Origin of the sequence: Mammaliicoccus sp. B-M6 (genome assembly GCF_022386965.1) — a bacterium.
Taxonomy (GTDB): domain Bacteria; phylum Bacillota; class Bacilli; order Staphylococcales; family Staphylococcaceae; genus Mammaliicoccus; species Mammaliicoccus sciuri_A.
The window spans coordinates 1-19,215 of sequence record NZ_JAJNHJ010000002.1; the positions used below are offsets into that span (position 1 = coordinate 1).

The 19,215-nt window shown below is 35.6% G+C and carries 14 protein-coding genes, 1 tRNA gene and 1 other RNA gene; 1 reads left to right on the plus strand and 15 read right to left on the minus strand.

Translation table 11 applies throughout. The features are described 5' to 3' along the window. Nucleotides 1-247 precede the first annotated feature (247 nt). The 9 genes from LQ693_RS00870 to treP form a co-directional block, all read right to left on the minus strand. Nucleotides 248-1,096: a patatin-like phospholipase family protein gene (locus LQ693_RS00870; protein WP_107633882.1), complete on the minus strand. Its 849-nt coding sequence runs from the start codon at nucleotides 1,094-1,096 to the stop codon at nucleotides 248-250. An 81-nt stretch (nucleotides 1,097-1,177) separates the two neighbouring features. After that, a complete protein-coding gene (recR, locus tag LQ693_RS00875) occupies nucleotides 1,178-1,774 on the minus strand; it encodes a recombination mediator RecR (RefSeq protein ID WP_025906091.1) in 597 nt (198 codons plus the stop codon). 2 nt (nucleotides 1,775-1,776) lie between these two features. Beyond that, a complete protein-coding gene (locus tag LQ693_RS00880; protein ID WP_025906093.1) occupies nucleotides 1,777-2,097 on the minus strand; it encodes a YbaB/EbfC family nucleoid-associated protein in 321 nt (106 codons plus the stop codon). Between the two features lie 91 nt (nucleotides 2,098-2,188). After that, nucleotides 2,189-3,880 carry a DNA polymerase III subunit gamma/tau gene (gene dnaX / locus LQ693_RS00885; RefSeq protein WP_025906096.1) on the minus strand — a complete coding sequence of 564 codons (1,692 nt, stop codon included), beginning with the start codon at nucleotides 3,878-3,880 and terminating at the stop codon, nucleotides 2,189-2,191. 69 nt (nucleotides 3,881-3,949) lie between these two features. Next, nucleotides 3,950-4,486 (minus strand): GNAT family N-acetyltransferase, encoded by a 537-nt coding sequence (locus LQ693_RS00890; RefSeq protein ID WP_239702974.1) that lies wholly within the window; start codon nucleotides 4,484-4,486, stop codon nucleotides 3,950-3,952. Nucleotides 4,487-4,577: 91 nt separating this feature from the next. Then, nucleotides 4,578-4,846: signal recognition particle sRNA large type (gene ffs, locus LQ693_RS00895), an RNA gene on the minus strand. Nucleotides 4,847-4,900: 54 nt separating this feature from the next. Then, nucleotides 4,901-5,629 (minus strand): trehalose operon repressor, encoded by a 729-nt coding sequence (gene treR, locus LQ693_RS00900; RefSeq protein WP_025906098.1) that lies wholly within the window; start codon nucleotides 5,627-5,629, stop codon nucleotides 4,901-4,903. Between the two features lie 28 nt (nucleotides 5,630-5,657). Beyond that, entirely contained in the window at nucleotides 5,658-7,301 is a 1,644-nt protein-coding gene (gene treC, locus LQ693_RS00905; protein WP_239702973.1) for an alpha,alpha-phosphotrehalase, read from the minus strand. A 27-nt stretch (nucleotides 7,302-7,328) separates the two neighbouring features. Then, nucleotides 7,329-8,765, minus strand: coding sequence for a PTS system trehalose-specific EIIBC component (gene treP, locus LQ693_RS00910; protein ID WP_025906102.1), 1,437 nt, complete (start codon nucleotides 8,763-8,765; stop codon nucleotides 7,329-7,331). Between the two features lie 119 nt (nucleotides 8,766-8,884). On the opposite strand from treP, the gene LQ693_RS00915 reads away from it, so the two are divergent. Further along, a complete protein-coding gene (locus tag LQ693_RS00915; protein ID WP_103361484.1) occupies nucleotides 8,885-9,631 on the plus strand; it encodes a serine hydrolase in 747 nt (248 codons plus the stop codon). On the opposite strand, the gene LQ693_RS00920 is transcribed toward LQ693_RS00915, so the two are convergent. From LQ693_RS00920 to gltB, 6 genes are all read right to left on the minus strand, one after another. Further along, entirely contained in the window at nucleotides 9,620-10,528 is a 909-nt protein-coding gene (locus LQ693_RS00920; protein ID WP_103361483.1) for a C40 family peptidase, read from the minus strand. The two genes, LQ693_RS00915 and LQ693_RS00920, sit on opposite strands and share 12 nt — an antisense overlap. After that, a complete protein-coding gene (locus LQ693_RS00925) occupies nucleotides 10,525-11,625 on the minus strand; it encodes a dipeptide epimerase (protein WP_107596398.1) in 1,101 nt (366 codons plus the stop codon). Before LQ693_RS00925 ends, LQ693_RS00920 begins: the two co-directional genes overlap by 4 nt. 12 nt (nucleotides 11,626-11,637) lie before the next feature. Beyond that, nucleotides 11,638-12,561: a S66 peptidase family protein gene (locus LQ693_RS00930; RefSeq protein ID WP_107596397.1), complete on the minus strand. Its 924-nt coding sequence runs from the start codon at nucleotides 12,559-12,561 to the stop codon at nucleotides 11,638-11,640. 471 nt (nucleotides 12,562-13,032) lie between these two features. Then, a tRNA-Ser gene (locus LQ693_RS00935) sits at nucleotides 13,033-13,125 on the minus strand. A 60-nt stretch (nucleotides 13,126-13,185) separates the two neighbouring features. After that, nucleotides 13,186-14,643 carry a glutamate synthase subunit beta gene (locus LQ693_RS00940; protein WP_025906111.1) on the minus strand — a complete coding sequence of 486 codons (1,458 nt, stop codon included), beginning with the start codon at nucleotides 14,641-14,643 and terminating at the stop codon, nucleotides 13,186-13,188. A gap of 15 nt (nucleotides 14,644-14,658) precedes the next feature. Beyond that, nucleotides 14,659-19,152 (minus strand): glutamate synthase large subunit, encoded by a 4,494-nt coding sequence (gene gltB, locus LQ693_RS00945; protein ID WP_239702972.1) that lies wholly within the window; start codon nucleotides 19,150-19,152, stop codon nucleotides 14,659-14,661. Nucleotides 19,153-19,215: the final 63 nt, after the last annotated feature.

Consider the following 19,215-nt stretch of genomic DNA (forward strand, 5'->3'; position numbering starts at 1 on the left):
TACTTTCAGTACTCAATTATTGGAATTAACGTTGACATATTGTCATTCAGTTTTCAATGTTCATTTTGTCTCACAAGAAACTATTATACACACTTCTTAATTCGAAGTCAACAACTTTTTAAAATTAATTTTCAAAGTGTTTTGATGTTTTATTTATCTCTCGCTCACAAGATATAACTATACACGCTAAATACCCTTTACTCAAGCATAAAAATTACACCAAAACACTCAATACTCTCAAATAAGCTTAATTCTCAACATATTCTTTTAATTTATCGTATATTTTTTCAGCATCTTTATATCCTTGTTTGTATAAAGCATCTAATTTTCTAGGGTTTTTCTCGATTCTATCAACAGATAATGAATCAGAAGGTCTGATAACAAACAAATTACCTTTCTCTTCTTCCGCTTCTATCCATTCTAAAGTCTGATTATAATGTTTATATCTAATTGCCATTAGGTGATTTATTTTAGGATATGCTTTCAATCTGAATACTTTTGAAAATTTACTTTGTTTTTTGCGATAGCCTTTCGGTCTTGTCAAAATCAAAACATTTTTCTTATAGCCTTCTTCAATTGCTTTATCAATTGGAATAGGATTGACGATACCACCATCTAATAAAGTATGACCTTTATATTGAACTGGGTTGGCCATCATTGGTAAAGAACTTGTTGCCTCTAGAGCAGTCAATATAGAACCTTCTGTTTCTTTCTTATTGAAATAAACCGCTTCTCCTGTGTCACAGTCTGTCGTTACAACAACAAACTCTTCCTCTGCTTGATCAAACTTTTCAAAGTCAAAAGGTTCCAAGTAAGTTGGTATATAATGATACACAAAGTCCATACCAAATATCTCTTTATTTTTTACATAATTTGATAGCGAAATATAGCGCTTATCTTTAATGTATTTAGTTGTGACACGATGATTGCGTCTAAATTGTCGAGATATATAACTTGCAGCCATAGATGCGCCGGCAGAAACGCCAATATTGTATTTAAAATACAAATCTTTCTTAATGAAGAAATCTAGCACACCTGCTGTGTACATACTTCTCATTCCGCCACCTTCTAATATTAATGCTGTGTCTTTTATCATAGTTACACTTCTTTCTATATTATTAGTTGAATGAAAGCGAGGCTGAGACATTCTTCATTGTCCCAGCCTCAATTATAATTATTAAATTTCTGTTCTTCCAGTTATAGCTTTCGAAAGTGTTACTTCATCAGCGTATTCTAAATCCCCACCTACTGGTAGACCATGTGCTAGTCTAGTTGTCTTAATACCAATCGGTTTAACTAGTCTAGATATATACATTGCTGTTGATTCACCTTCTATATTAGGATTAGTCGCTAATATAATTTCTTCGATTTCATCATTCTTCAATCGTTCTAATAATGAAGGAATATTAATATCTTCAGGTCCAATACCTTCCATTGGAGATATCGCTCCATGTAATACATGGTATAACCCTTTATATTCACGCATTTTTTCCATAGCTATGACATCTTTAGAATCTTGAACAACACACACAACTGAACGGTCTCTTTGTTTATCTTGGCATATATGACAAGGCGAAACATCCGTAATGTGTCCGCAAGTTTCACAATAAGTCAGTTCTCTCTTAACATCTACAAGAGATTTGGCAAAAAGTACAACGTCGTCTTCCTTCATATCTAATACGTGGAAAGCTAAACGTTGTGCAGTCTTCGGACCTATTCCCGGCAATTTCATAAAGCTATCGATGAGTTTAGATATTGGTTCTGGGTAGAACATCATTACATCATTCCAGGAATGTTTAGACCTTTTGTATGTTTACCTAAACGATCTGCTGTTACATCATCTGCTTTAGATAAAGCGTCATTTGTTGCTGCTAATACTAAATCTTGTAGCATTTCAATATCTTCAGGGTCTACTACATCTTCTTTAATGATAACGTCTAATACTTCTTTATGACCAGATACAACAACTGTAACCATTCCGCCACCAGCTGTTCCTTCGATTCTTTCTTCTTTTAGTTTTTCTTGTTCCTCAGCCATTTTCTTTTGCATTTTTTGCATTTGTTTCATCATTTGTTGCATATTTCCGCCACCGCGCATAATTTCGTCCTCCTAATTTCTAATTTATACATTTAAGATTATTAATTTTTGTCATATTTATTATACATGCCTTTAGAGGCGATGTCATGTATTACTCATCCGTAACATGTACGGTATCTTCACCAAACAACTCTTGAGCTTTCTTTACAACATCCGCTTCTTCTGGCTTTTCTTCTTGCTCAACTTCACCTTGAGCCGTATTCGCTTTTTTAGATTGAATATACTGTTGACGAACTTGTAACCATTGTGAATTTGGTACGCCAACAACTTTTACATTCTTGTTCACAATCTCGCATACAATCGCTTCGATATGATTTCTTTTTTCATCATTCTTATTCACGATTTCACAATGAATATCCTCGTCAAATTTCACGAGCACATGATCTTCACTTGCTGCAACAGGTTCCGAGTTTAAGAGCAGACTGACTAGCGCTCTTTGTTCTTTCTCTTTAACCGATTCAATTACTGCTTGCCATTTTTCCTTAAGTAAATTCAAGTCATCACGGTTAGCATGGTCAAGCACACGTTCGATTTGTCGAATAGAGAAGACATGCTTAGATTGTTTACGAGAGATATTTTGTTTATTTTCAACTGGTTTAGCCTTTTGACTTACACCGTTTTGAGCTAGCTGCTGAATCGTCGCTTCAAGTTGTTGAATTTTATCCATCACTTCACTAGAGCCAGCGTTTTGGTTTGAACTGACAGATGCTGTTTGTCCACTATTATTCTGATCAATTAATTCTGTTAACTTAACGATTAGTATTTCTATATGAACATTTTGGTTAATTGCAAATCTCATTGAAACTAATGTGTCATTAATACAATCAATCATTTTGTACATTGTATTTAAGTCTACTTGATTCAGTGCGTGGTCGTCTTCAACTTGTTCAGTAGTCTTAGCGACAATTGAATCTCTTATGAAATAAATCATATCATTTACAAGTCTATTCACTTCTTTACCAGCAGATATAAATTCATGATACCTAGTAAAAGCTTGTTTAATATCTTTAGCCACCATGTCATTAAACAAAGCATTTAAAGCCGCTTTATCGACACTACCCGTTACATTCAAAGCATGTTCGAGTGATAAGTGCCCATCTCCAAAAGCGATTGCTTGGTCCATGATACTTAATGCATCTCGCATACCACCTTCTGAAACTTGAGCAATAAATGCCAAAGCTTCTTCTTCGTAGGTAATGTTCTGCTCATCTGCGACAAACGCGAGTCTACTTTCTATTTCACCAGAATGGATGGCTTTAAAATCAAATCTCTGACATCTAGATATAATAGTAGGTGGTATCTTGTGAGGTTCAGTAGTTGCGAGTATAAAAATAGCATGACTTGGTGGTTCTTCAAGTGTCTTTAAAAGTGCATTGAAAGCACCTGTTGTCAGCATATGCACTTCATCTATAATATAGACTTTAAATTTAGATTCACTTGGTGCATATTTTACTTTATCTCTAATATTACGTATTTCATCTACACCGTTATTACTGGCAGCATCAATTTCAATGACATCTGAATTTGTTCCTTGTGTAATGCCTTTACAAATCGCGCATTCATTACAAGGTTCCCCATTCGTATTCTCTGTACAGTTAATTGCTTTAGCGAAGATTTTAGCAATACTTGTCTTACCAGTTCCACGTGGGCCATTAAACAAGTAAGCATGTGATTGCTTTTCTTTTTGGATGGCGTTTCTTAATGTTTTTGTGACATGTTTTTGACCGACAACATCTGCAAATGATTGTGGTCTATACATTCGATACAAAGCCTGGTAGTTCAAAGTGGCACCTCCAAAATTTAATAAGATATTGGCTATATTATATCATGAATCAATAGGTACACCCTATTATTAATTATCAAAAGCTTCTGGGTAGTGAACAGTGCCTTTAATTTCTTTTGTTGGATGATCCCATAAATATTTAAACATGAAATTCTCATCTTGCACTTCAAATGGTGAGTATATATTAAACTCTGAAGCTGCATGATAACCTAATTTATGATAATAAGCTGCATGACCTAGTACGACTACACCGACATAGCCATTTTCATAAGCTCTATATTCTAAAGCTTCTATTAAAGCTTTCCCTATTCCTTTATTTTGATACTCTGGCAAAACCGAAACTGGCGCAAGCGCTAATACTGTATGCGCTTCTTCATCAGAACTAACGGTCACTTCTGACATCATGGCATGCCCCAGAACTTTGCCTGATTCTGTCTTCGCTACAACTTCAAGTTCTGCATTATAATTCATTGATTTTCGTATTTTACCGATTAATTCGTGTTCTGTTCCATCAGAATAACGTTCATTTTCGAATGCTGCTTTAACGACTTCTTTAGCTAATTCATATTCCGATTCTATAATCGTTCCAATTAGTAATTGCGTCATGTATAAAATATCCCCCTGATATTAGAAAAAGGGTGACCGCGGTCACCCTTTTGAATTTATATATAATTTGATAAGTTTATAAAATTTAAAACCGTGCACCTTTGCTTTGAACAAACATCACAAGCGTTACCTCAGTCGTTAGCTAAACTTCGGCTACCCTACGGCACATACAATGATCCACTTAATGCTGCTTCCTTCCGGACCTGACATGATTCATGGGTTTGTATTGCATAGGACCGACGTCTTCAGACACCACGTGCTGAGGGCAGACCTCACAATAATATGTCCGCGGCAAAGGAATTCAGTCTTGCATAAGCGGATTTCAAGTACAGGGAACCGCTACCTCCCCACTTAGCACGGCAATATATATACTACAACAAAATGTTACGATTTGGCAAGAAAAAACTACTTCAATCAAAGTGTTTTATGAATCACTCTGCGAGAAAAATCTACAAACTTGAATTCCGTCGCGATGTGTCTTGAAATATTATATTGAAATTTTTCTGCATTATTAAGATACACAGTACCTCTAACTGTTGCTGTATAAGGCGGATTCAACTTCCCAAAGTATAATATTTCATTCTCCGTCATCTCTTCAAATGTAATAGACTTGTTCGAGTAACTGATTTCTACATTCATTTCTTGTTCAATAAATTTATAGATGGATTCAGCCGCGAGTTCTTTGGTGAGTTGAGGAATAACCTGACATATAAAGTAATCCTCATCCATAATATGCACAGCGTCATCTTTCGTTCTCGTTCTAATGACATGCCACAACTTATCTTGATCTCGTAGTTCAAGGGCATGTTGAACGACAGGAACGTCTTTAGCATCTATAACCTCAAGTAATTCAACTTTAGTTTCATAATCAAGTCCTAAACGTTTATTAATTTCTTGAAAACTCACCATTTCCGATATTGGAAATTGAATAACATCTTCATAAATAACGACAGACCCTTTGCCTCTTAACTTTTGAATATAACCTTTTTCTTGCAATAAATTTAAAGCTTTCCTTACAGTCTCTCTAGAAGTTGAATATATCTTTGTTAATTCATTTTCTGAAGGTAGTTGCTGTAAATGAGCATATTCACCATTTAAAATTTTTTCACAAATAGATTGGTAGATTTTCATATACTTGTTCATGCGTTCACCTCTATACCTTCAACATCAATTAGTCACCACTTACTTTTACGACAAAAGCATCGAATGGTTGCAAAGCATTACCATTTAAATCATTATTTGCAATCATGATTTCACCCTCTAAATCGATATCTTCTGGGATATCAACGATTTGATCAGAGTAGTTTGCAACAACTAACCAAGTTTCATTATTTAAATGTCTCTTGTAAACGAACAACTCTGGATGCTCCATATGAAGTGGTTCAACTTCTCCATACGTTATCACATCGTGTTCATGACGTAATTGTATTAACTTTTGATAAGTATAGAAAATAGAATCTTTATCTTCCAATGCCGCTTCAACATTAATATGCTTATAATTTTCCGGGATACCAATCCATGGTTCTCCAGTTGTAAAGCCTGCCTCAGCATGCGCATTCCATTGAATAGGCGTTCTAGAATTATCTCTAGATTTCTGACCTATTACTTTCATAATCATTTGTTCATCCATACCGCGTTCTTTTAATAATTTGTATGCATTAAGCGATTCGACATCTTTATATTGATCAATATCCGTGAAACCTGGATCTGTCATGCCAATTTCTTCACCTTGATAAATATACGGCGTACCTTGAAGCATGTGTAATGATATCGCAAGCATCTTAGCAGATTTAACTCTTTCCGCTTCTGTATCGTCTTTACCGAATCTCGTTACGACTCTAGGTTGATCATGGTTACACCAGAAAATAGCATTCCATCCGTTACCTTTTGCGATATTCACTTGCCAATCCATTAAGATACGTTTCAGTACAAGAAAATCAAATTTCATATCTGACCACTTTTCACCATCTTTATAATCTACTTTTAAATGATGAAAATTAAACACACTACTTAACTCATTACGTTCTGGATTTGTATATTTAATACAATTATCAATCGTTGTTGATGACATTTCTCCAACCGTCATAATGTCTTTATTGCCAAATGTTTGTTTATTCAGTTCTTGTAAATACTCATGGACTTTTGGTCCATCTGTATAAAATTCTTTACCGATTGCTGTTGAATTTTCGAAAGCACCTTTGGAAATTAAGTTAATGACATCAAATCTGAAACCATCTACGCCAAAATCAATCCAATAATTAATCATTTCATATATTTCAGCCTTTAAATTGTCATTCTCCCAATTTAAATCAGCTTGAGAAACATCAAATAATCTTAAATAATAACTTTCGGTTTGTTCATCATAAGTCCAAGCATTACCACCAAACTTAGACTCCCAGTTAGTTGGGGGCTCTTCTTTAGTGCCTTCTTTCCAAATATAATAATCACGATACGGATTATCTTTAGACTTGCGAGATTCTACAAACCAGTTATGAGATGTCGAAGTGTGATTGATCACAATATCGAGCATCACTTTAATACCTAAACTGTGCGCTTCATCTAGTAATGTTTTGACATCTTCCTTTGTACCAAAATCAGGATTAATTTGATAATAATCACTAATATCGTATCCATTATCGTTCATTGGTGATTGATAAATTGGTGTTAACCAAATGTAATCTACACCTAACGTTTGTAAATAAGGTAATTTTTCTATAATACCTGGTATGTCACCTTGTCCATTTCCAGTCGTATCATTGAATGACTTTGGATAAATTTGATAAACAACGGACTTCTTCCAATCTGAAACTGCCATATAGGTATACTCCTTTATTTATATATATTATTCTTGAACCATTTCTTTAGCTTTTTCATTAGCAAAGTTTGAAAGCACAATCGTTAGTATAGCTGGTAATACTACCGCAATCAATGTCGCAATACCGAACACACCCCAATATTCTCTTTGAATAGAGATAATTGCAGGTACACCGCCTACACCTACGCTACCTAACACTTTATTAGCACCAATAAACGCACCTAGTAAACTAGACGAAATAATTGCTGCAAAGAACGGATATTTCAATGGTAAGTTGACACCGAACATTGCTGGCTCAGTTACACCTAAGAATGCTGAAATACCAGATGTAGCCGCTAAACCTTGTTCTTTAACCATTTTACGTTGTTTGTATACTACCCAAGCGCCGAACGCTGCTGAACCTTGACAAATATTAGATATTGCCACAATTGGCCATAAATACGTGCCGCCTAAAGGACTTCCCATGAGTTGGAAATCTACCGCTAAGAACATATGGTGTAATCCTGTAATAACAAGAGGTGCATAGAATAATCCATACACTGCGCCACCTAACCAGCCAGCAGTTTCGAAAATCGCTTTAATACCATTTGTAATTAACGTACCTAACTCTAACGCCAATGGACCAATAACGATAAATGCTAAAAATCCAGTAATTAATAACGCTACAGGACCTACTACAAGCATTTTAATAGAATCATGTACACGTTTAGCTAAGAATTTCTCAATAATAGATAATATCCATGTTGCGAATAATATCGGTAATACTTGACCTTGATAGTTTAATTGCTTAATTTCTAAACCAAATATGTGCCATACAGGAATTTCACTCGATTTACCGCCACCTAAATCATACTGAGAAGCAAGTTGCGGATGTAACAAGATTAGACCTAATACTAAACCTAGAATTGGGCTACCACCAAATACACGCATAGCTGACCAACCAATTAAAGCTGGCAAGAAGATAAATGCGGTACTTGCGATAACGTTAATGATGTTTGCAAAGTCTGCAAGCCATGCATATTGTTCAACAAGTGGCTTAGCGCCAAATAAATTTTCTGCTGTTAATACATTGTTTAAACCTAATAGTAAACCTGCTGTTACGATTGCAGGTAAGATTGGAATGAATACATCACCCAACAATTTAATTAAACGTTGAAATGGATTCATCTTCTGCTCAGAAGCTTTCTTCACGTCATCTTTCGAACTTTCTTCAACACCTGTTTCTTGTTGGAAAATTTCATAAGCCTCATCAACAGTTCCCGGTCCAATTACAATTTGAAATTGGTTGTTTGCTGAGAAGGACCCCTTCACTAAATCTATTTGATCTAATGCATCTTTATTAACTTTACTTTCATCATTTAATACAAGTCTTAACCGTGTCACACAGTGGGTTGCAGCATTTACATTGTCTTGCCCACCAATAGCATCAATAATCTGCTTTACATCTTCTCTATTCACAGCCATTAAACTCACTCCCCTAACTTTATTTAGTTGAATTATAACTTGTATATACAAGTATGTAAAGGCTTACAATTAATATTATATAAATAATGTAGTATGATTGTGTAAAGGAGGTTTTTCATATGTCTTTTTTAACACATGAATATATCGATCATGACAACGTTGCACTCGATTTTGCAAAAGGAGATTCTATCATTTTCACAAACCATCACCACGAAAAAATATTTGAATCAGCAAGTTTAATTAAATTGCCTATTATGATTTATATTTATGAAAGCACGACTCAAGAAGATAGAAAAGCACTCGTTCAAATCAATCATAAAGTTGGCGGCAGTGGCGTTCTAAAAAATATGACTATCGATCAACTGAGCGTTCAAGATTTAATCTACTTAATGATCGTTGTTTCGGACAATACGGCAACGAATACATTAATCGATCATTTCGGACTTCAACACATTAACTTATTTATTCAGGAAACATTGCAATGTGAACAAACGCAGTTAAATCGATATATGATGGATGCAGAAGCAATAAGTGAAGGCAAACAGAATACAACGTCTTCTCAAGATATGATTCATATACTACGCTTTATTGCAGAGCATAAACATCATCAAGACATGATGAACATCATGAATGACCAACATTTAAACGATAAAGTTTCAATCTATCGATCATTTTACGAAGATACACTTAATTTCCACTCTAAGACAGGTGAGTACGACAACGTTGTAAATGATGTAGGTATTATCCAACATGAAGGCGAGCTATATTATTATTGTTTCTTATCCAACACAAATAAACCCAAAAAGGCGATTGATTTCTCTCACCAATTTGGGTCATATATTATTCAATCTATATTAGATATTTGATAATCGTGCAGCTTTAGCTAATATCTTTTGATAATAACTACCTGATAACTTAATGATTTCGATACTTTTCGGTGTATGCGGCGCATGAATCATCATGTCTTCTCCCATGTATATGCCAACATGTGATAAAAAGCCTTTATCTTCTGGTTTACTGAAGAACAGTAAATCACCTGGCAAAAAGTCATGTGATGCTATTGAAATATCCGTCATTGCTTCATATTGTTCATCAGCATCTCGGGGGATGTGGAAGTTTTGACTTTTGTACATTTGGAAACATAATCCTGAACAATCATAACCATAACTAGACATCCCTCCCCATAAATAAGGCAAGTCTAAAAATCGCTTCGCATTTTCAATGACACCTGCCATTGTGCCAATTTCGAATGCACCAGATTCGTCACTGAATTCTACATCATTCGCACTAATAAGACCCTTGCCTTCAGGTGTATCAACTTCAATAAAAGGCTCATCTTTCTTAATAATAGGTAAAATCGTATTAAATGACAGAATTTGTTTCGTAGTAAAATCTAAATTAAACAATGTCGTCTTAGGTACATTAACACGAAGGCGCGGATGTGTATCGTACGCCTTCATCTCACCTAATTGACTCGTAGGAATAAATCCTGGATATCCTTTTGGATTCTGTTTAGAAGGTTGCTCTAAACAGATAACGTAACTCCAGCCATCTTGTTCTTCTACGACTTCTACTTTTTCGCCATAAAGAATTTGCGTATCTATTCTACTATCTTCCGTAAAAGATAATTTCTGTTCTAAATTAAGTTCAAGTAACCAACGTTGAATATCTGCTGGATACATGATACCGTCTCTATCAATTTCTCTAGCTTTATCAAAGCTTCTCCATATTGTCCCAACATTTACTCTGCAATATTTAATCATGAGCTCACCTTCTTATATAAAGATTCACGATCTATTCCTAACCCTGTACCTTCTGAAACGGTTACTTTAGCACCTTCATAAGTAATACCACCTTCAACTTGTCGCTCAACTACCATTAAAGGCGCATCAAAATCAACACGATTCACTTGTTCTGCTGCCAAACTAAAATGCAAAGCTGACGTAACGGACACATGTGTTTCCATCATACATCCAACCATGCAAGGTATCGCTTCACTTTTAGCAATATCATGTATTTTTAAAGCTTGATGAATACCACCAGTCTTCATCAGTTTAATATTCCATATATTTGTCGCACCAACTTCTACAAGTCTCTCTGCATCATGTATACTAAACAATCCTTCATCTACCATTAAAGGTATTTTGAATTCTTGAGATAGCGCACCTAGTACCTTATACTCATATCTCCCTACAGGTTGTTCAATACTCTCAATATTCAAATCTGCTTCATCAAAATGTTTCAATGCATGACGCGCACCTTTTTCATCCCATGCTTGGTTTGCATCCGCACTTAAAATAACCTCACTTGGTAAAGAAGATCGTAATGCTTGTAATCTATTTAAATCTGTTGAGACATCATCTTTACCCACTTTTATCTTCAAATGGTTAAAGCCATCTTCTACATATCGCAAACCATCTTCTACCATTTCGTCAGCATCATTTAAACTCACGGTATAACACGTTTCTAACGATTTATTTCCCGGGTTATGATTGATATATTGATATAAAGGCAATTCTGCTTCTTGTGCTAATAAGTCATAAAGTGCGATATCTATTGCAGCTTTAGCACTTGTATTACCTACTACGACTTGATGAATTTCATCTAGTAAGTCTTTCGTTAATGGTCGGTTAATTAATAGTGGCTTAAAGACCTCTTCAATCGCAGCTTCTATACCACCTTTTGTATCACCGGTAATAACATATGTAGGTACTGCTTCACCAACACCTATAACATCCTCATAATTCGTTTCAATAAATACATATATACTTTCAATAACCTCTACTGTTCTCAGTGCTGTTTTAAAAGGTTTCTTCAAAGGTGTTTCATATCTATAGTATTTTATATCTGTTATAAACATATAACTTCCCCTTTATTCTATAATTACACCTGACTCTATATTTAATATTTTATTGTCCACATCTAATGTAGCTTCTGTTCCAAACGGTATCGCAAAATGCGGCGTGCAATGCCCAATATCCAAATCATATGCTGCTGGTTTATTTAATGGTGTTATAAAATCATCTAACACTTCTTTCATCGTTAAAGATTTCTTTGGATTTTTAGGCTCGCTATCTGTGAATGGCCCGAAAATAAATCCAGAAGCATCATCTAACTTGCCAGCAGATTTAAGTTGTTGTAAAAATCCATCTACCTTATAAGGCACTTCACCAATATCTTCTATAAATAAAATTTTGCCCTTAGTGTCGATTTCATATGGTGTTCCTAAACTCGAAACAAGTAAAGATAAACATCCACCAACAATTTCTCCTTCAACGTGACCACCAACCAACGATTTAAACGTTAATTGATCTGTAGGATAATACACAGCTTCACCATTAAATAACTGCTCAAAGCTCCCAATAGAAATCTCATTAAAAGTATCTCCTATATCAGACGCGATCATAGGACCTTGAAACGTTACCAATCCCGTTTGCTGTCTAATAGCATTATGTAAGCATGTTATATCACTATATCCCCATATAATTTTAGGATGTGCTTTTACAAGATTATAATCAATACGTTCTACAATTCTTGGTGTACCATAACCACCGCAAGCACATATAATACCTTTCACTTCATCATCTTCTAACATGTCATGCAAACTATCTAATCGTTCATCATCCGTTCCCGCTAAATGACCATGAACGCGGTCTATATTTTTCGCTAGTTTAAACCGAATACCATATTTCTCTTCTAAAAGTTTCAACCCGTTCTTTAAATGCTTTTGGTTTGGCGGACTCGCTAATGCTACAACACCCACCACATCTCCTCTATTTAATCCCTTTGCTTTCATTAAGACACGACCTTTTATCAGAATATTCTTATATTATAGCAAAGTTGTTATCCTTTTGTGAAAACAAAAGAAATTGTTATAAACGCATGACGATATGAGGTTGGACATATGCGCGAGTTAGGTTGGAGTCTGGTCCGAGTAACTTCCATTATTTCGAATTCTGGTAATTAGAATGCGCTAACTATCATTATTCTGGATTCTGGTAGTTAGAACGGTGTAACTTCCATTATTTCGAATTGTGGTAGTTAGGAGGGCGCTCTCTTACGGACACTTCTCGGAATTCTGTCCCTAACAAAAACCCTTATATCGATATCCCCTATATTTCCACCTGCAATATTCCACCCTGCAACTCAATCTCCACTCCGCGCCCAATTCCACATCCAACCTCAATATTTTTTCACAACAAAAAACACTGCCCACAAAAGTGGACAGTGTTCTTTATATATATAGTCTTGGATATTTTAAAAATAATGGCGGAGGAAGAGGGATTCGAACCCCCGCGAGCCGTTAAGCCCCTGTCGGTTTTCAAGACCGATCCCTTCAGCCGGACTTGGGTATTCCTCCAAATAAGACAATATTTATCTTATAACATGCCATTACTGATGTCAACAAAAATCACAAAATTTAAATTGTAATTTTTTTCTTTAAGGATTCATCTACAGCTTTTGCAACTGCACGACCTTCTTTTATTGCCCAAACGACTAAACTTTGACCTTTTCTTGCATCTCCAGCTACAAATACTTTATCTTGATTTGTTCTGAAGTCTTTTTCATTTGCTACGATTTTATTTCGTTCTGTCTTTAAGTTGAATGAATGTGGTACTAAATGTTCTGTACCTTCAAAACCAATTGATAATAGGACTAAATCTGCTGGCCAATGACGTTCTGTACCTTCGACAATCACCATGCCGTCTTCAGTTTCTTCTAACACTTGCGTATAAAGACCGCGAATATTACCATTTTCATCAACATCGTAACGCATTGTTTGAATACCATATGCTCTTGGTTCGAAGCCGAATTTTTCACGATATTCTTTATGCGCATAGTCTAACTTGAAAATTGGCATTGGTAATGGCCATGCTGTATTTTGTTCCATTTTATCTGTTAGTCTTACATATTTATTAAATTGAACGACTGATTTACAGTCATCTCTTAATGCTGTTGCTACGCAGTCAGCACCTGTATCACCCGCACCGATTACAATCACATTTTTACCTTTTGCTGTTATAGTTGGTTCGTCAATTTCTCCCATTTGTAATTGTGTTTGCTCTGTTAAATATTCCATCGCAAAATGTATACCGAAGCTCATACGTCCTTCTAATGGTAGGTCTCGTCCTTTTTGTGAGCCTGTACAAACAATAATTGCATCATACTGTTCATCTAGTTCCTCTTTCGTGATGTCTTTCCCCACATTAACATCTGTTTTAAAGACGATACCCGCTTCTTCCATTAGTTTCACACGGCGTTCGATAACCTCTTTATCTAATTTCATACTTGGGATGCCGTACATAAGCAAACCACCTGGACGATGGTTACGCTCATATACAGTCACATTATAGCCAAGTAAATTTAATTCTTCTGCAGCTGTTAAGCCTGCTGGACCACTACCGATAATGGCAACTTTTTCTTCTAAGCGATGCTCAGGAAACTTAGGTTTCACAAGTCCCATATCATACGCTTCATCTATTATTGTACGTTCTATCCCTTTGATTGCGACTGAATCATTATTAATCGCTAAGACACATGAAGATTCACATGGTGCTGGACATACACGACCTGTAAATTCAGGAAAGTTATTTGTTTCTGATAGTCTTGCATATGCTTCTTCATAATCTTTGCGATACACTAAGTCGTTCCACTCTGGTATATAGTTACCTATTGGACAACCTATTGTATCTCTACCGAATGATGAGCCTGTTTGACAAAATGGTGTTCCGCAATCCATACAACGCGCACCTTGTGTAGCTGCGTCTTCTTTAGTAAAACGTTGTTGGAATGCGTCATATCCTTTAATTCTATCTTTTAACGGCAACTCATCAAGTTGTTGCTTAGGATACTTCATAAAACCTTTAAATTCACCCATAATATGCCCTCCTTCTTAATATACCGAAGCCAGTTCTTCTTCATCACCAATAGATTTTCGATCATCAAAGAATGCATTTAACAGTGCATCTTCTTCGTTTTCTAATTTGTGTAGTGAAATCTTCTGCATCATAAGTTTGTAGTCTTTCGGAATCACTTTAACCACTTTGTCTACAATTGTGTCAAATGACGCTAGCACTGCTTGTGCTTTTTTACTATTTGTATATCGAACATGTTCTTCTAACATATGTCTTAAATTCGCAATTTCATCTGGATCTTTTAATGTTTCAAACTCTAAAGTGTCAAGTTCATTATCTTTTTTAAATGCTTCAACATCTGTTGGCAATGCGTAACATACACCACCACTCATACCTTGACCAAAGTTACGTCCTACATCACCTAAAATGACAACACGTCCACCAGTCATGTATTCTAATCCGTGGTCGCCGACACCTTCAACAACGACGTTAACGCCACTATTTCTTACACAGAAACGTTCACCAGCTCTACCGTTAATATATGATGTTCCACTTGTTGCACCGTAGAAACAAACGTTACCGACAATGATATTGTCTTCTCTATCTTCGTTAGGTGCGTTTAAGATTAATTTACCTCCGGATAAGCCTTTACCAAAGTAATCGTTAGCGTCACCAGTATGATGTAACGTCATACCTTTAGGCGTGAATGCACCATAACTTTGTCCAGCATGTTTAAATGTCTTAACACTTATTGTATCTTCTGGTAAACCAGGTTCACCATGCACTTCTGTAATATAACTACCTGTAATAACACCAACATCTCTTTCAGTATTTCGAACGTTATAACTACCAACAAATTTTTCACCATGATCGATTGATGCTTTTGCATCTTCATATAATTTCGTTAAATCGAAACCGACATCAAGGTGATGATTTTGATTCATAGAGCGGTATCTTTCACCTTCATTTACAAATAAAAGTGCCTCTAAATCAAGTTCTCTCGCTTTAGGATGAGAGTAATATCTGTTTGATACTGATAACAAGTCCGTTCTACCTACAAGTTCATCCATTGTTTTTAAGCCTAATGAAGCTAGAATCTCTCTTATTTCCTCGGCAATAAAATACATGAAGTTTACGATGTGATCTGCTTTACCTGTATATAATTTTCTTAAGTCACCATTTTGAGTCGCAATACCAACCGGGCATGTATCTTTATGACATACTCTCATCATAATACAGCCAAGCACGACTAAAGGTGCTGTCGCAAATGCAAACTCTTCTGCACCTAACGCACAAGCGAGCGCAACATCACGACCAGTCATTAATTTACCGTCAGTTTCTAACGTTACACGTGAACGAAGACCGTTTAACATAAGTGTCTGATGTGTTTCAGATAAACCAATCTCCCATGGTAACCCAGCATGTTGAATACTCGTCTTAGGTGATGCACCTGTACCACCGTCATATCCACTGATGACAATTTTATCGGCAAAAGCTTTTGCAACACCTGCTGCAATTGTACCTACACCAGATTTAGAAACGAGCTTAACACTGATGTCTGCTTTTCTATTTGCATTCTTCAAGTCATGAATTAGTTGTGCTAAGTCCTCAATAGAATATATATCATGGTGAGGTGGTGGTGAAATTAATCCTACACCTGGTGTTGAACCACGTACTTCAGCTACCCACGGATAAACTTTTGTACCAGGTAATTGTCCACCTTCACCAGGTTTAGCACCTTGTGCGACTTTAATTTGAATTTCTTTAGCATGTTGTAAATAATCGCTCGTTACTCCAAAGCGACCTGATGCGACTTGCTTAATGGCACTCATATAATTTGTGCCATCCGGCTTAATAATAAAGCGTTCTGGATTTTCTCCACCTTCACCGCTATTACTACGTCCACCAATTCTATTCATTGCTTCTGCTAAAGTTTGATGCGCTTCTTGAGAAATAGAACCGAAACTCATTGCACCTGTCTTAAAGCGTTTCACAATTTGGTCAGCAGATTCTACATCTTTTAAATCAATTGCGCGATCTGATTTAAAATCAAGTAAGTTTCTTAAGTGACTCATACGTTCACTATCTGCAGCTTCAGAATATTCTTTAAACATTTCAAAATTATTATCTCTACATGCATGTTGTAATAAATGAATTGTTTTAGGGTTGAACGCATGATATTCACCTTGTTGACGCCATTGGAAAGTACTACCTGAATTTAAATATTTAATCTGTTCAGATTGTCTCGCTTTATTCTCTTTATCAATCGTATCAATTGATATACCAGAAAGTTTAGACGGTGTACCTGTAAAGTATTGATCGATAACATCTTTACCTAACCCAATTGCTTCAAAGATTTGTGCACCTTGATAACTTTGAACAGTTGAAATACCCATTTTAGCCATTACTTTAATCACACCAGCTGATAACGTTTGACTAAACGTATCAATATTCTGTTCAACTGTACCTTCAAGACGTCCCGCAGCAGTTAAGTCTTCAATCGTATAATGTGCTAAGTATGGTACAACAGCATTCGCACCATATCCTATTAATGTAGCTAAATGATGTACTTCACGACACTCACCAGAATACGCCACAATACTTGTATCTAAACGTTGACCCGTTCTAATCAAGTGTTGATGAATGTGACTAACCGCTAATAATATCGGCATTGCAAACACCGCTTCTAAATCTTCAACAGACTCATCTTCTAAGACAATAATCTCAGCACCATTTTTAACAGCTTTTGAAACAGTTTGCCCTAAGTCATCTAGAGCTTCTTTAAGTGAACCTGTGTAAGTCGTCGGAATCACCGCAACGTTAAATTCACTATCTTGAATTTGTTCAAGTTGCGCTTTCGATAATACTGGATGATTTAATTGAATTCTTCTCGTGTTATCTTGATGTGGTTGTAGCAAGTTACCTTCTTTACCTAAGTAAACCAATTCACTTGTAACGATTTTCTCTCTATATGAGTCAATAGGTGGGTTTGTTACTTGAGCAAAATGTTGTTTAAAGTAATTAAATAATGATTCTGGTCTCGTACTCAACACGGCAACAGGTGTATCAAAGCCCATCGCACCAATTGGATCTTTCTTCTCACTCACAAGTTCTGACATGTATTTATTAATTTCTTCTTTTGTATATCCGAATCGACGTTGTAATTGGAATAATTTTTCTTCTTCAACATGTGAAGGTGTCGCCACTGTATCATTTACGTTTAACGCTTTATGGCTTACCCATTCATCATAAGGATATTCACTTGCGATTCGTTGTTTTAATTCATCATTTTCGATAACTTTATTCTCTTTAAAATCCACTAATAAAAGTTTACCTGGGTTGAGTTGCCCTTTATAAACAACATGTTCTTCTTCAACGTCAATAACGCCTACTTCTGAAGAAAATATAATTTCATTTGAATCTGTAATTGTGTAACGACCAGGTCTTAAACCATTACGGTCTGTTAATGCGCCAAGTTTATCTCCATCACAGAAACTAATCATTGTTGGACCGTCCCAAGGTTCCATTAAATAACTATAATATTCATAGAATGCTCTAATTTTAGGATCTTGTGTTTCGTTATATAACCATGGTTCAGGAATCAATAACATTGCTGCTTGTTCTGGAGGAATGCTTAAACTTAAGAACTCTAGTGCATTATCAACGATTGATGAGTCACTTCCTGATTCATCTAGCACTGTTCCAATCTTATCTTTCACATCACCAAAGATTGTTTCAATTAATCTGTCTTGTCTTGCACGCATCCAGTTAACATTACCTTTAATCGTGTTAATTTCACCATTATGCATTAATAATCTATTAGGATGCGCTCTTTTCCAACTTGGAAATGTATTCGTACTAAATCTCGAATGTACAGAACCAAATTTAGAAACATAATCTTCATCTAACAAATCAATATATAAACCTTTAATTTGGTCTGAACGCAACCAACCTTTATATACGATTGTGCGTCTAGATAAACTTGCAAAGTATAAATCTAAATCTTGTTCATCGCCATATCTTTCAATTTGTTTACGCGCAATGAATAATGAACGATCAAAGTGTTCACTTGAATGATTTTCAACAAACACTTGTTGAATACAAGGCATTGTCGCTTCAACATGTTCTGCCAATACTGACGTATCTAATGGAACATCTCTGTATCCAATAACTTTTAATCCTTCTTCTTCAAAGTACGCATTAAACTTCTTTTCATGTTCACTGCCAGCTATTTTTTCATCAGTGAAAAACATACCTACTGCGTAATGTTCTTCTTCAGGTAAATTTAATTTTAATTTTTGTTTAAAATAGAGGTGAGGGACTTCTGTCATAATACCAGCGCCATCACCAGTAATTCCGTCAGCTCCAACTCCACCTCTATGATCTAACCTACAAAGCATTTCAATTGATTTTAGTACAATTTCATGTGACCTTTTGTTGTCCATATTGGCGTAAAAGCCAATCCCGCAAGCATCATGCTCGTCCATCGAATCATATAGGCCAAGTTGTCTTCTATCTTTCTTAAATGACATACGACATCACCTCAACAATAAATTTCAGAATCTTCAATAATTGATAGTCTATATCATACTTTA